This is a genomic window from Psychrobacillus sp. FSL K6-1464, from assembly GCF_038003145.1.
GTDB lineage: Bacteria > Bacillota > Bacilli > Bacillales_A > Planococcaceae > Psychrobacillus > Psychrobacillus psychrotolerans.
This window is the reverse complement of record NZ_JBBOOP010000001.1, coordinates 678,465-693,152: the sequence shown is the minus strand read 5'-3', so window position 1 is coordinate 693,152 and position 14,688 is coordinate 678,465. Positions and strand designations below refer to the sequence as shown.

The 14,688-nt window shown below is 37.2% G+C and carries 10 protein-coding genes and 1 pseudogene; 5 read left to right on the top strand and 6 right to left on the bottom strand.

Features of this window, described 5'->3' with window-relative positions:
- Positions 1–40 precede the first annotated feature (40 nt).
- Positions 41–337, top strand: a complete 297-nt coding sequence (locus MKX39_RS03430; RefSeq protein ID WP_340768291.1) for a hypothetical protein — start codon at positions 41–43, stop codon at positions 335–337.
- 1,087 nt (positions 338–1,424) lie between these two features.
- Here the strand turns inward: MKX39_RS03430 and MKX39_RS03425 are convergent.
- Positions 1,425–5,129: an S-layer homology domain-containing protein gene (locus MKX39_RS03425; protein ID WP_340768290.1), complete on the bottom strand. Its 3,705-nt coding sequence runs from the start codon at positions 5,127–5,129 to the stop codon at positions 1,425–1,427.
- Positions 5,130–5,471: 342 nt separating this feature from the next.
- Between MKX39_RS03425 and secA2 the strand changes: the two genes are divergently transcribed.
- Entirely contained in the window at positions 5,472–7,850 is a 2,379-nt protein-coding gene (gene secA2 / locus MKX39_RS03420; protein ID WP_340768289.1) for an accessory Sec system translocase SecA2, read from the top strand.
- A complete protein-coding gene (locus MKX39_RS03415; protein WP_340768288.1) occupies positions 7,847–8,734 on the top strand; it encodes an accessory Sec system S-layer assembly protein in 888 nt (295 codons plus the stop codon). The genes secA2 and MKX39_RS03415 overlap by 4 nt, the downstream gene beginning before the upstream one ends.
- A 179-nt stretch (positions 8,735–8,913) precedes the next feature.
- Here MKX39_RS03415 and MKX39_RS03410 read toward each other — a convergent pair whose 3' ends face one another.
- From MKX39_RS03410 to MKX39_RS03390, 5 genes are all read right to left on the bottom strand, one after another.
- The gene (locus MKX39_RS03410; protein WP_340768287.1) at positions 8,914–9,621 is read right to left on the bottom strand and encodes a WecB/TagA/CpsF family glycosyltransferase; all 708 of its coding nucleotides are present in this window, start codon (positions 9,619–9,621) and stop codon (positions 8,914–8,916) included.
- Positions 9,618–10,925: a nucleotide sugar dehydrogenase gene (locus tag MKX39_RS03405; protein WP_340768284.1), complete on the bottom strand. Its 1,308-nt coding sequence runs from the start codon at positions 10,923–10,925 to the stop codon at positions 9,618–9,620. The genes MKX39_RS03410 and MKX39_RS03405 overlap by 4 nt, the downstream gene beginning before the upstream one ends.
- A gap of 586 nt (positions 10,926–11,511) precedes the next feature.
- Entirely contained in the window at positions 11,512–12,240 is a 729-nt protein-coding gene (locus MKX39_RS03400) for an amino acid ABC transporter ATP-binding protein (protein WP_340768282.1), read from the bottom strand.
- 21 nt (positions 12,241–12,261) lie between these two features.
- Positions 12,262–12,921, bottom strand: coding sequence for an amino acid ABC transporter permease (locus tag MKX39_RS03395; RefSeq protein ID WP_340768281.1), 660 nt, complete (start codon positions 12,919–12,921; stop codon positions 12,262–12,264).
- 22 nt (positions 12,922–12,943) lie between these two features.
- On the bottom strand, positions 12,944–13,771 hold the full coding sequence (locus tag MKX39_RS03390; RefSeq protein WP_340768280.1) for a transporter substrate-binding domain-containing protein: 828 nt from the start codon (positions 13,769–13,771) through the stop codon (positions 12,944–12,946).
- Between the two features lie 260 nt (positions 13,772–14,031).
- Here MKX39_RS03390 and MKX39_RS03385 point away from each other — a divergent pair.
- Positions 14,032–14,217, top strand: a pseudogene (locus tag MKX39_RS03385) (helix-turn-helix domain-containing protein); the annotation flags it as partial.
- Positions 14,218–14,262: 45 nt separating this feature from the next.
- The gene (locus MKX39_RS03380; protein WP_340771320.1) at positions 14,263–14,595 is read left to right on the top strand and encodes a cupin domain-containing protein; all 333 of its coding nucleotides are present in this window, start codon (positions 14,263–14,265) and stop codon (positions 14,593–14,595) included.
- The last annotated feature ends 93 nt before the right edge of the window (positions 14,596–14,688 follow it).

Genomic DNA, 14,688 nt, shown 5'->3' with positions numbered 1-14,688 from the left:
ATAGACAATAAATAGTCTATATTGGAGGTTGATTATTAATATGATAATAAAAAAGAGTGAGGATAAAATCATTTATTGCTACTGCTGTCGCAAAAAGACTTTATTTATACGTAGAGATTTACACAATAATAGTGGGGTAGAGAGTCATTGTAGTGAATGTACTTATGTTTGGTTTGAATGGCAAAATCGAGCAGTGGAGCGAGAAAAAGAAAAATGGTTGGAGTATAACGGAGGAGAAGTAAATAACTTGGAAGGTCATTATCAATATTTGAACAATAACAGTCTTTTCAAATATCTTTTCTTTTGTTTTCCTCCATTACTTACTTCAAAACTATAAATAATATATTCTAAAAATATAGATACATTATAAAACTAACTTAGATGTGTAACTCTCTAAACTATTAAATAAAAGAATTCCCTTTCAAATGCGATATTTTGACAGACATAAGTAATCCAGCCGGGGCTCTACCTGCTAGAAGGATTACTTTTTCTATATCGTTTAAAGCCGATTATGATAATTATGAACATAACAGATTTTATGCATAATTGCATGAACATATAGTGGTTAGTGTATTTTGCTGTCCTGATACAACATTATTTTCTTATGTACTTACTCTTTTACCAGATACTCGTTTTTCTCCTTCCTTCACTACCGACAACTCCAACCGCTCAACTTCATTCACTTGATACTTCTTCATATAAAATCCTCCCAAATAAAATAAGCCCAAACTCCATAATGGAATCAAGGTCACTATTATTATGTCAGTATACTAATATATAATTGAGGAATCTTTTGAATCATTTTAAAGGTAAAAGAATAGCCTACTAGATATCTCTCCCTACATGGCATTCTTTCATTCAATTACTCCATTCAACAGAATAGAATTGCCTTACGTGTAAAATTTGGTAACCTTAGCTAATCCAATTCAATTAAACAATATAGATAATAATTCGCCCTTTATATTGCAACAACATCACAAAGACTACATTATCCTTACATAGTAATACAACTACGTAATATACGTTTACTTCTCACTTGAAGGGAAATAATAAGAATAGTACACAGTACATATAAACACATTCGAAGTCTCTACCCAACTAAATAAGAATAGCCCAGCAGAGATATCTCTCCACAGAGCTTTTCTATCAGTCTTCAACTAGATTCAAACCTAGTTTCTTACGAAACGAATTGTCTGAATTGCTTTAGAACCTGGTACCGAAATTTCCTTCCACTCTGAAAGGAAATAATAAGGATAGTACACACTACATAAAAATATCAGAAATTGCTACCTAAACAAAAAAGGAAAGCCCTGCAGAGATTTCTCTCCACAAAGCTTTCCTAACAGTCTTCAACTAGATTCAAACCAAGTTTCTTACGAAACAAATTGTCTGAATTGTTTTAGAACCTGGTTCCCGACATTTACTTAGTCAAGAATTAAGTCAGAACCTACTAAATTAACAGCATTACCTGATACGTCTTTAGCGTTAACTGAAGTAATAGTATCATTAGCTACTACATCATTAGATGTACCAGTAGTAATTGTTAATACAGTATTTCCAGTACTCCATACGAATGTAGGATTAGTACCTAATGTACGAACAGTAGTACCAGACTTGATAACAATTTCGTTAGCAGCATCAAGTGTAGCAGTATTCATTGCTTCACTGAATGTAAGAACTAAAGTTTCAGCTCCAGCAGGTACTGCAGGTACTGCAGGTACAAGATTTGCTCCACCAGCAGTTGTTACAGCAGCTTTAACAGCAGCTAATTCAGAACCATTAGTACCAGCCGCTACTGCAGCAGTTACAACTTTACTAGCACCAGTAACTGCATTAATTGCATTTACTACGTCTAAAGTAGTAGCATCAACTGTACCAGCTGCTCCTGAACCATCATCTGATAATTCTACTGTTAAAGTATCAGTACCATCAAAAGTAGCAGTTGTTACCGCATTATCAGTTGCATTAACAAATTCAACCTTAATTCCATTACCAGCTGCTCCTGTTGCAACAGCAGTAAGTTTAAGAGCATCATTATTAGTAGTTCCACTTAAATCAGTACCAAAATCTACATCTGCAGTAGCTTGAACTGCAGGAACTGCTGGTACTTCTGGAGTACCTAAACTTGAAGCATTATAAGCAGCAGTCAAAGTTGGTGCTACAGCAGTAGTGATTGTAGATCCTGTAGTCGAACCAGAAGTACGAGTGTCAAAACTAGCTGCAGCTAATGCAGTGTTATCTGCACCATTTGTTTTCACAGCACTTTCATCAACGATATTAGCATTTGAGTTGTCAAATTGAACATTTAATGCTCCATCATAAGAAGAACCTGAAAGATCAAGTACGATTGCACTTGTACCAGCACCTGAAAGTGCAGTTGATGTAGTTGCATCAATTACGTAATCCACACCATACTCAAGAGCTAGACCGTTTGCTTGGTACAATTTGAAGTTATCACGTACGTTTGCAATATTTTTAGCTTTAACTGCTTCTTGGAAGTTAACAGTAATTTTTTCACCAGCAGCATTTACTAAGATACCAGGAGTACCTGTAGTAGCAACAGTAATTTTACCATTAACATCTTTAACTACTTCTGGAGCAATTGAGTCTAGAACAGATTTAGTTGTTGCAGTTACTTCACGATCAGATAAGCTCTTAAATGCAGTTGCAGAATAAGATAAAGAAGCACTAGTTGCATTTGTATCAGCTAAATCTCCACTTAATGTTAACTCAACCACAGTGTTATCAGCTTGAATTTCAAAACTTTCAACTGAAAGTGAAGGATTGGCAACTGAGATTTGAGATTTATCTACAGAGCTTACTGGTTGGTTAAATTTAACCAATAATTTATCTTTTGCTGTTGCATTTACTCTAACAACATCGAATGTGTTAACGATTGGGTTTGTAGAATCACCATATTTAACTGAGAATCCATCAAGGTAAGAACCATTAGCACCTTTAACGCCTTGGATTGTAATTTCATCTAATTTAGTTACATTAGATGGAAGAGTGATAATAACTCCTTTGTTTCCATTAACTGGAGTAAGGTTTGTGCTTGCTGGTAGTTTACCAGTTTTAGTTACTCCACTTTGTACATACTTCACATAATAGTTTTCTGGATTTAATACTGAAGCAGATGATGAAATATCCATAGCTGCATCAAAGTTTACGAAGTAAACGTTTTTGTCACCAGTTACAGAAGTAACAGATGGTTTCGATACGTCAGCAACTTCTAAAGTTTCAACGATTGGAAGTGCAGTATTTTTCAATGTTGTAGTATCTTGGATTCCAGTTAATTCAAATGTGTATGTTCCAGCATCAAGTTCTGATGAGAAGTTTACAGTTAGAGTACGGCTTGATGTTCCAGTTTCTGAAATTGTATAACCGTAATCTTTAACAGCTTTTCCATCTTCATCTTTTAATACTACATTTGTAGATTTGAATGTAGATGGATTGATGTTTTTATTAAAAGTAAGAGTCAACTTATCGTTTGTGTCAGCAAAAATTGCACTAACAACTTCCGGACGAGTTTGATCAATTACTGGGCTAATTGATACTTTTGTATCATCAGCAATTTTATTTCCACTGTAGTCAACAACGTTTGTGATGTACAAATCAGTTGCAACAGCTGGTAGTTTATGGTCATTAGAGAAAGTTAATTTGAAAGTTTTACCGTCGATTTTTTCTACCTTAGCATCAGCTGCATGTTTAGTAGAACCATTCATCCAGTAGTAGTTACTTCCTTTAACTGCTTCAGCATCTTTAACGTCTTCACTGAATACAACAGTTGCACTTTCTAAAGTAACATCTTTCACTTCTACTACTGTAGGTGCAGTTACATCTTCAACTACGTCAAAGTCAACAGAAGTTGCCACTAAGTTATAACCAGCAAAGTCTTCTACTTGATTATTGATAGATAAAGTATGTTTGCCAGTAGTTTGAGTAGTGAAAAGTTCAATGATTACTGTACGAGTTCCGTTACCTGAAAGAATTCCAGAAACTACTTTGTCATCTAATTTGAAAGTTCCAGCTACTGTAGATTTAAGATTAACTGGTTCAGAGAAAGTAACTTTAACAGCTTTGTTTCCAAGTCCTTCAACTTTTTCCACTGTTGGAAGTGCTGCATCAACTGGTGTGAATTCAAAGTCTTTTGCAGAAACAGTCTTAGCTTTATCAGAAGTTTTAACGTTAGTTACAGTTAAAGTGTGCACTTCTTGGTTTTCAAGTGTAGCTGTATCTAATGTAAGAACTACAGATTTACCATCTGCTTGTAAACGAGCTGATTTAATTGCCACGTTTGAAGTATCATATTTTAAGTTATAAGAAGCTTTGTTTTCAGCAGAAGCTTTATCTACAGTACCGTCGAAAGCAACAACTACTTCTTTCAGGTTAGTCGCACTTACTGATACAACTTTAGTAGCTGTTTCAGGAGCTACAACTTTATGAGCTGCATCAAATGCACGGTTTAAGAATGAAGCCATTTGTCCGCGTTTAACTGCTCCAGTTGGGTTGAAAGTAGTAACTTCAGTTACTTTGTTTTCAGATAGGATGTTGATGAAGTTTACATACTCAGCTTGTGCTTTGTCTGTATCAGTAACTTCTGATTCAACTCCAGCAAGATCTTTAAGACCAAATCCGTTAACTAATACTTTAGCCATTTGTTGGCGAGTAATTACGTTAGCAGGCATTAAGTTGTTGTTGCTTCCTGTAAAGATTTTAGAATCTTTAACGATTAAAGAAGCGTTAAATAATTCAGCATCACCGTGAGTAGCAGGAACATCATTAAATGGTGTTACTTTATCTGCTAATTTGTGAGCAGTAATATACTCTTCGAAAGTTTTGTACTCAGATTGAGCAATAACGTATTTCGCAAGAGATTTTACTACACCTTTACGGTCGATAGAGTTTTCAGGTTTGAAAGTTCCATCAGTGTACCCGTCAAATAATCCACGTTCTACAGCTTGCATAATTGCAGCGTAGTGTGTGTGTGTTGCTGCTACGTCAGAAAAATCTGTCGCTGCTGTTTCTACCTCTGCCGCTAAAGCAGTTGGTACGATTGCTGTTGCTACTAATGTAGCAGAAGCTGCACCAGCTAAAAATTTCTTGTATTTCGTTGGTTGGTTAGCCATGGATAATTTCCTCCTCATAGGTAAATAAAAATTAGTAAACTATTAGCACGGCAAAATGTTAATAGTTTATCAACTACACATTAAAGTATAGAATGGTAATAGAATTCTGTCAATTATAAATTGGAAATATTTTAGTAACATTTCCATTTAATGAGTTAATTGCTAGATTCCTCTTTTCTATTCTATAGCAATACAGGATAAATACAAGTGTTTTTTGGATTATTATTCCTTCTCCTTATTATTTACTGGCTATACAGCTAAGTTTAACCAATTTATAATATTCTGTTTGAATTATGCTATAATTATTGATTGAAGAGTATACGTACAAAAGGAGATTACTAAATGGCACGCATATGGACTAAGATTTTCCCCTCAGTTGATGATAAAAAACTAACTTCATATAAGAAAGAACTATTAGAAATAGATACATGGGGCGAAGTATTACATAATCTTTCTGACAAAGAGTTAGCAAACAAAACGACTGAATTTAAAGAAAGACTTGCACAAGGAGAAAAGCTACAAACTATTCGACCAGAAGCTTTTGCTGTAGTTCGTGAAGCAGCTCACCGAGTTCTAGGTATGCGTCACTTTGACGTTCAACTTATCGGTGGTATGGTCCTTTCAGATGGCAATATTGCTGAAATGCCAACTGGTGAAGGTAAGACATTAGTGGCGTCTCTTCCCTCCTATTACCGTGCATTAGAAGGTAAAGGCGTACATGTTATAACAGTGAATGAATATTTGGCTAACAGAGACAAGGAACAAATAGGCCAGATTCATGAGTTTCTAGGCTTAACTGTAGGCATTACACTACCTATGGCAGATCCATCTCAAAAGGCTGCTGCTTACGCTGCTGATATTACATATGGAATAGGATCTGAATTTGGTTTTGATTTCCTTCGAGATAATATGGCTTATAACGCTGCATCCCGGGTACAGCGTCCGTATCACTTTGCTTTAGTAGATGAAGTGGACAGTGTGCTAATAGATGAAGCGAAGACACCACTTATTATCGCAGGAAAAACGGACGTGCATGATCAACTCAGCACACTATGCGCTAAGCTAGTGAAATCATTTATACAAGAGAAACACTTCCTCTTTGACCTAGAAACGAAGACAGTAAGTTATACAGAAGAAGGTATTGAACAAATTGAACACTTCTTCTCTATTGATAATTTATATGACTTAAACCATCAAACGCTCTACCACTATATGATTCAAGCATTGCGTGCACGCATGATGTTCGCCCGTGATGTAGATTATATTGTTAAAGAAGGTAAAGTATTACTCGTAGATATGTTCACAGGCCGTCCAATGGAAGGGCGTAGTCTTTCTAATGGTCTACACCAAGCAATTGAAGCTAAAGAAGGATTAATCATTACAGAAGAAAATAAAACACAAGCTTCTATTACAATACAAAACTATTTCCGTATGTATCCATTCCTTTCTGGTATGACCGGTACAGCAAAAACAGAAGAAAAAGAGTTCCAAGAATTGTATGCGATGAACGTCATGAAAATACCAACTAATCGACCAATAATACGAAAAGACTTACCAAATCGATTATATGCAAAAATAGAAGATAAATATAACGCTGTAGCATCTAAGGTGAAGGAACTCCATGCTACTGGGCAACCAGTACTAATCGGGACGACATCTATCATTCAATCGGAAGAGGTTTCGAACTACTTGAAACAAGTAGGGATTACACATGAATTATTAAATGCGAAAAGTATCGACCAGGAGATTTCGCTTATTTCATTGGCCGGACAAAAAGGTATGGTCACGGTTGCAACGAATATGGCTGGTCGCGGGACAGACATCTCTCTTGGAGAAGGCGTAGCAGAGCTAGGTGGACTTTACGTTATCGGAACAGAGTTACATGAGTCCCGCCGGATCGATAATCAGTTGAAAGGTCGCTCTGGTCGTCAAGGAGATCCCGGTACTTCTGAATTTTTTATCTCACTAGAGGATGAAATGTTCAAGCGTTTTGCAGGAGAAGAGTTGGAAAAACTAGTATCCCATGTAAAACCAGGTAAGGACGGACTTATCGAGAACAAAAAGGCAATGGAATTTGTTTCAAGAACGCAACGTATTTGTGAAGGTGCTAGCTATAGTGTTCGGGAATATAATTTGAAGTTGGATAATGTATTAAATGTGCAGCGTAAAACAATTTATGAGCTTCGTGATCAGTTAATCTTTGGAGATAATATAGAAGAAACTTTTGTTACCTTTATCAAGGAGTTTCCTGAACATGAACTTAACTTCTTTTACGATGAAGAAGTTTCTCGCACAGATGAAGAGTTTGAAGCACTGCGCCAAGTTTTCTTAGATAAGATGCCTGGTATAGAACTTCCAATTTGGAGTACAGGTTTAACTATCGAAGCAGCGAAAAAACAAGTGAATGCTCAAGTTAGTGTTTATAAAGACACAGTTATCGATTTACTGAGCCATGCTACTGAAAAAGAACAACTTCGTCTATACTTAATCGGCACAGTGGATCAGCATTGGTTAGCTCATATGGATTCAATGGACAAGCTTAAAGAAGGAATCGGTATGCGTAGTTATTCCCAGGAAGATCCCATGAGACAATATGAGCGAGAAGGCTTAGAACTATTTACTCGAATGATTCACGGTATTGGTAAAGGTGTCGCAACAGAGATCTCAAATTTGATACGTGAGCATGGTGTTACTTTACAAAATGGAGGAGAAGTAGAATGATCCCTTTTTTCAAACGTACTTCTAAGAAACAACAAAAAGAATCTGCCATCGCTTCGAAAGACTTAATAGGCACTGCGTCTGAAGCTACAGAAGAAGAAATTCAAACAAAATTATACTTCTTTGGCGGGAAACCTAAGCAAGTAGAGGATCAATACTATTTTCAGTTTTTGCTGAATGAATTACAACCTTTAAAGCGAAATCAGCTTTCACTTGCGCCGATTGAATTGAAAATTGAGGGAGAAACTGTTCATGCACAGTTTTTCTTCCGTCAATCATTGGCAAAAGAAATTAACATGGGTATAACACCGCTTGTTTTGTTTGGCGAGGACGGAAAACTAGTTGGTCGTATGGATGCAGATTTAAGTGAGTTAGGATCTATTCCTGCAGAAAGTGCTATGCCTTGGGTTGTTACATTTGAAGAAGAACATTTAGTTGTCCCAGTTGAGCAAGTTTCAAAGGAAAATTGGACGATAGCATTTGAACAAAAGCTTCCCCATCGTTTAGACTTAGACGAAAATTGGGAAAAGTCTTTAGCAACTGCAAATAAAGATCAATTACGAAAAATTGTTGAAGACTTAACTCCCCCAAAGAAAAACGAAGTCAATTTTATGGGCTTACAACAAAGTTTGCGTGAAGATGGGAGCTTGACAGTAACTGTATTAATAAGAAGTGGGCATGAAAAGGATATTACTATTAGCCAGTTACCACTTGAAGTAATGGATGCAACTAAAGAAGTTGTTGCAAAAGGTGCATTTAGCCTTCCTCCACTTACTGTTCAAGCTAACACTAGTAAGCCATGGACATTCATTTTCCCTAAAGAAATGATTCTAAAAGAACAGCCCGATTTCACAAGTTGGTCTGTCAAAGTAATCGAGCAAAATTAAGTAACACAAAAAAGCCTAAGTAGAATTCTACTTAGGCTTTTTTGCGTGGGCAACCAACCGACTTTTTAAAAATATATATATTCTGAGGAAACGATCCTTACATTTTCATGCTACCATCTTTTGCTACATACTTCAATAGTTAAATGGCTATCAAGTAGTAAATATTAGAAATTATTTTTTTATTTTTTTAACGTTTCTAATAAGAATTTTGGTAGAACTAATTGTCTCTTTAAACGGCTTGGTTCTTTCGCAAGACGATAAAACCACTCAAGCCCTGTTTTCTGGAAAAACTCTGGTGCACGTTTAACATTTCCAGCTAATACGTCAAAGGAACCCCCTACACCTTGGTAAAGAGATGGATGTAGTTTGTCTCGATTTGCTTCTATCCACTCTTCTTGACGAGGTGAACCCATTGCAACGAATAGGATGTCTGGTTTTGTTTCGTTTATTTTTTTGATGACTTTTTCATTGTCTTTTTCATAGCCATCTTGTGTACCAGCTATTTTTAGCGAAGCATATGTAAATTTTAGTGCCTCGGCCGCACTTTCTGCTACACCTGGTTTTGCTCCATAAAGGAATATGGACTTCCCAGTTCTTGCTGCTTCTCTTACGATGCGATCCATCATATCTATACCGGTAACGCGGGATTTGATATTCCCTTTGTTTAGCTTGGAAGCAAGGATGACTCCTATCCCATCTGGAATTTGAAATTCCGCACGGTTTAGGAGGTCTTTTAAGGACTGATCTTCTTTTGCTTTCATAAGCTTTTCAGGGTTTATCGCAACTACAAGCGATTTTTCTTTGTTATCGATACGTGTGAACAGTTTTTTTATGAGTTCATCGTAATTATCGGTGTCGACTTTTACACCTAATATCATTTCCTTCATTGGTTCTGATGCTCCAATTGACTTTGGTTTTTATTTTTTGCATCACCTAACGTGTAGAAAGCAAAACCGGCTTGTTCCCATGTTTGACGAAGCAGGCAGTTTTTCGTATCAAATACCACTGCTGTTTCTAGATTCTCACGGATTGTAGCTGGTTGTAATGCTTTGAATTCGTTATGATCAGTTAGCACAAGTACTATATCTGCTCCTGCGGTTGCTTCTTCTAAAGATTGTGTTTGCGTAGGATGCGTATTTGTTTTAATATGCGGATCGTATGACACTACTTCTAACCCAAGATCTTGCAATTCTTGGATTACGTCTGTTGACGGACTTTCACGCATATCATCTACATTCCCTTTAAAGGCTAAACCAAGTACTGCAACTTTACCAGTAGTTTTGTTCGCTACTTCTTGTAAAATTTCTTTTGTCTTTTTCGCTGTGTATCCAGGCATGCCATCATTCGTGTTACGTGCCAGCTCAATAATTTTCGCTTCTGAACTAAGTTCTACTAAGAACCAAGGATCTACTGCAATACAGTGTCCGCCTACTCCAGGTCCTGGATAGTGAATATTTACGCGCGGGTGGAAATTTGCAAATTTGATAGCTTCCCAAATATTCACATCTAGCGTTTCCGCAATTTTAGCTAATTCGTTTGCGAATGCAATATTCACATCACGATATGTGTTTTCCATAACTTTCACTAGTTCTGCTGTTGTAGCGTCTGTAATATGGATTGTCCCTTTAACGAATATTTCGTAAAGCTCTTTCGTCATTTGGGCAGACTTGTCGTTGATCCCACCTACAATACGATCATTGTTTGTAAGTTCTTCAAAAATACGTCCAGGAATAACGCGCTCTGGTGAATGAGAAACAAATAGTTCTACACCAATTTTTAGACCAGTTTTGATCAGTTCCGGTAGCATAATATTTTCTACTGTTTTTGGTGGCACTGTAGATTCTAAGACAATCAAGTTTCCTTCTTTTATATAAGGAACGACTGATGCCGTAGCTTGACGAACATATTCCAAGTTAGCTGTTTTATCACGATTAATCGGAGAAGGCACAGCAATGATGAAGACATCCGCTTCTTCCGGTTTAGTAGAAACTGTTAGTAGGTTTTCATCTATTGCTTTATCTAGGCGCTCTTGTAGGCCATCTTCTTCTATATGAAGTTGTTTGTTTTGAATCATTTTCACTGCTTTTTCATTTACGTCTACGCCATGTACGCGGACGCCGTGATTAGCGAATGTAACTGCGGTTGGAAGTCCGATATAACCTAGTCCGACCACACATATTTTTTTTTGCATGTTTGGGTACTTCCTTTCTTTTTTTACCTTGCAATATTATAGCATATTTTATGGGAATGGGCGATTATTGATTGCTGTGGTTGGAGTTTTGGATTTTGTGGGGTGTTTTTGGATAAGTTCTGTGTAGTTGCTTGGTTTTATGTCGCAGTTAGAAAGCATTACATGATTGTTAGCTTAATCTTTGGTGGATAGTGTACGTTTAATTTTAGTTTTATAATTTGGATATAACAGGTAGCCAATTTCTTATCTATTTAATCTGTCCTGGTTAGATTTTATGTATCCCCTTTTTTCTATATTCATATTTGAACACTAATGGAGATAACGTCTCCTGAATTTATTTCTTAATAATGTAGTCTTTCACTGAAAGTTCTTTTAACAAAATGGGTTTCATAATTATTAATGACACGAGATTTTTCTCAGTTGTTAAAGAGGTTTTGCATTGCCAGGTTTGGAGTGATTTTCTATGGCGTCTGGAAATGCAGATGTTACATAGAACTCCCTTTTGGTGGTTAGGATGGATTTTGTGGTAATTAAGTTATTTTGGTATTAGTGGTTGAATGTAAAACAAAAACCACTAGATTTCTCACTAGTGGTTTAGTACTTTAGATAGGAAGTCTTGTGCACGCTGGGTGTCTGGATTGGTGAAGAATTTGGATGGTGCGGCGCGTTCGACTATTTTCCCTTCTGCCATGAAGACGATTTCGTCGCAGATTTCTTTGGCGAAGCCCATTTCGTGTGTTACTACTACCATGGTCATGCCGTCTTTTGCTAGTTTGCGGATGGCATCGAGTACTTCAGTTACCATTTCTGGATCGAGTGCTGATGTTGGTTCGTCAAATAGCATAACTTGGGGGTCCATCGCTAATGCACGCGCGATTGCTACCCGTTGCTGCTGCCCACCGGAAAGTCTGTTTGGATAAGCATCGAATTTGTCGTCTAGTCCTAAAGAGGAAAGTAACTCTTTCCCTCTATTTTCAGCAGCCTCTTTGCTCAATCCTTTTACCTTCATTGGTGCCATTGTTACATTTTCTAGTGCAGTTAAGAAAGGAAAAAGATTGAAGCTTTGAAATACGAAGCCTATGTTTGTGCGGGCTACGTTGATATCGGTTTTTTTGTCATGGATGGAAGTGCCGTCTACTATTATTTCCCCGGTATCTACTGGTTCTAATGCATTGATTGTACGAATCAGGGTAGATTTACCAGCTCCACTTGGGCCAATCAATGCGATTACATTCGATTTTGGCACTTCGAGCGAAACGTCGGTTAGGACATGGTGGTCGCCGAAGCTTTTATTGACATTTTTGATAGAAATCATTTGGGTACACCCTCCTTAACGTTATGTTTCACTTTTCAGTAATCTTTTTTCGAAGTATCGAATGATTAACGAAAGACTAAATGTCATGATGAAATAAATTAGTGCAACGAACGTGTATACTTCTATAGAAGCAAACGATGTTGCCACCAGGTTTTTAGCGTTCAGTGTTAAGTCGGTTGCAGCTATAATTGATACGAGTGACGAATCTTTTATAAGCATAATGAATTGCGATGCGAGCGGTGGTAATACTCGTCTAAATGCTTGCGGTAAAATTATATTCGTCATCGCCTTAGTATGCGACATTCCAAGTGAGCGTGCTGCTTCCATTTGCCCTTTTGGTACGCCTTGGATTCCAGAGCGAACAATTTCTGCGATAAATGCAGCAGAAAATAAGGCAAGCCCAACAATAGCACTCCAATAAGAACCCAACCTAACAAATTGTCCGAGTACAAAGAATATCCATAATAAAAGAACTAAAAGTGGTACACCACGCATTATTTCTATATACGCTGATGAGATGCTATAAATAAATTTGTTTTTAGATATACGTCCTAGTCCAAAGATGATCCCTATTGGAATCGCAAAAAGGATTGCGATTGCTGAGATTTCCAGTGTTTTAAGTGCGCCTTCAATGAAGACGTCCATGTTGTTTGGAATGACACTCCAGTCGTAGTTGTACATAGCTGATTCCTCCTAGAGTGTTTTATTCTTCTACTACTTCATCTAACCAATCAGAAGTTTCAAACCACTTGTTACGTGATGCAAGTTCTGCTGGGCTTCCAAGGTAGCTGTTTAGGAATGAGTTCACCCATTGAATTGTGTCGAAATCATTTTTCTGAATAGCAATACCAAGATTTTCTGTCGAAATCAATTCTTCAATTTCTCTCACCGAGTCTCCATTTTTCAATTTCCAAACGGCAATTGCCGGTTCATCGTATACTACTCCATCTGCTTCCCCTTGTGCCATAGCTGCTGCTGCGGACGGGAATTCTTCAAAGTCTAGAATTTCTGCATTTTGGAAAACATCTTTAGCTAGAAGTGCACCAGTCGTTCCGATACCTACAGCAATTTTGTTTCCTTTCACATCAAGATCTTGCCACGTTTTTGTAGTTTTATCTGTTCCAGGTACCATCACAGCTTGCCCAGTTTGGAAGTACGGATCTGAGAAACTTACAGCTAATGCGCGGTCACCACGAATAGTCATTCCAGCAAAAATCATATCTATTTCACCAGTTCTAAGCGCTGGAACCAAACCATCAAATGTGAATTGTTTAAATTCTACTTTAATACCTTTTCCTAATGCTTCAGCAAGTGCATTTGCAGTATCTACGTCATATCCAACGAAATCGCCATTTGGATCTTTCATATCAAATGGGAAATACCCTGGAGACATCCCAATAACTAGTTTCTTTTCTTTTAGTGCTTTTTGAATTGTGGAGTTATCTGTTGATACACCGCCACCTGAATCATCGCTACATCCAGCAATGATTAATACTGAAATCATAAGTACTGCTACTAACCATTTTTTCATGTTTTTATCCCCCGTTTTCTCTATTATTCAGTTCCCCTTATGAAACTAGTGAATTATTAGTAGTATAAATTATTATTATTCACCTGTCTACATAATAAATAATTAGTTGTAATATTATTATTATTGATTCTATTTGAAAATAAGTGCAAAATATATTATATATACTTGTATTATATGGTGTTTTTTATGTATTTAGTAGTATTATATTATTAAGTCTATATGTTTTATTATTCTGTCTAATGCATGTTTATTCATAAGGGGTGATTTTGTTGGTATTTCCTAAAAGTGAGGTTGGTAAGCGAATAAGGTATTTACGCAGATTTCAAGGGCTGACGTCCGATGAACTGGCAAAAAAAACAAATGTGAGCCAGAGTATGATCTCGCAAATTGAGCGGGGACAAGTGTCTCCTTCTCTAGAGACGTTATGGAAGTTAAGCCACAGTTTGAAGGTTCCTGTCTTTTCGTTCTTTGAGTCAGAGGAAAGTAACGCAGTGACGTTAACACGTAAAGGCGAAGGCAATCTGATCAAACGAGTGCGCCCTAACGTGGAATATGAACTATTGTCGCCAAGTTCAGGTAAGCAGATGAGCTTTTTTAAGATGATTGTATCTCCTGGTGATGGTACCGAAGATCCACTTATGTTCCATGGAGGCGAGGAGTGTGGGTTTATGCTCGTCGGTAGCTTGCGCCTTGAAATTGAAGGAGAAGTATACTATATCGATGAAGGTGATAGTATTTACTTTGATAGTTCGCTGCCGCATCGATTTACAAATGATGGGGATACGAATGCAGTGGCTGTATGGACGATGACGCATAGTTTTTAAGGGGAAGGTCTTTCGCGATGGCGGAGGGCTTTTTGTTTATGGTGGGGGTGGAGTGAAGTATCGGATTTTCGGGCAGTTTACTCGCGGGGCTCT

Coding starts and splice junctions, on each gene's coding strand:
- MKX39_RS03430 (WP_340768291.1), top strand. CDS start 41: ATGATAATAAAAAAGAGTGAGGATAAAATCATTTATTGCTACTGCTGT.
- MKX39_RS03425 (WP_340768290.1), bottom strand. CDS start 5,129: ATGGCTAACCAACCAACGAAATACAAGAAATTTTTAGCTGGTGCAGCT.
- secA2 (WP_340768289.1), top strand. CDS start 5,472: ATGGCACGCATATGGACTAAGATTTTCCCCTCAGTTGATGATAAAAAA.
- MKX39_RS03415 (WP_340768288.1), top strand. CDS start 7,847: ATGATCCCTTTTTTCAAACGTACTTCTAAGAAACAACAAAAAGAATCT.
- MKX39_RS03410 (WP_340768287.1), bottom strand. CDS start 9,621: ATGAAGGAAATGATATTAGGTGTAAAAGTCGACACCGATAATTACGAT.
- MKX39_RS03405 (WP_340768284.1), bottom strand. CDS start 10,925: ATGCAAAAAAAAATATGTGTGGTCGGACTAGGTTATATCGGACTTCCA.
- MKX39_RS03400 (WP_340768282.1), bottom strand. CDS start 12,240: ATGATTTCTATCAAAAATGTCAATAAAAGCTTCGGCGACCACCATGTC.
- MKX39_RS03395 (WP_340768281.1), bottom strand. CDS start 12,921: ATGTACAACTACGACTGGAGTGTCATTCCAAACAACATGGACGTCTTC.
- MKX39_RS03390 (WP_340768280.1), bottom strand. CDS start 13,771: ATGAAAAAATGGTTAGTAGCAGTACTTATGATTTCAGTATTAATCATT.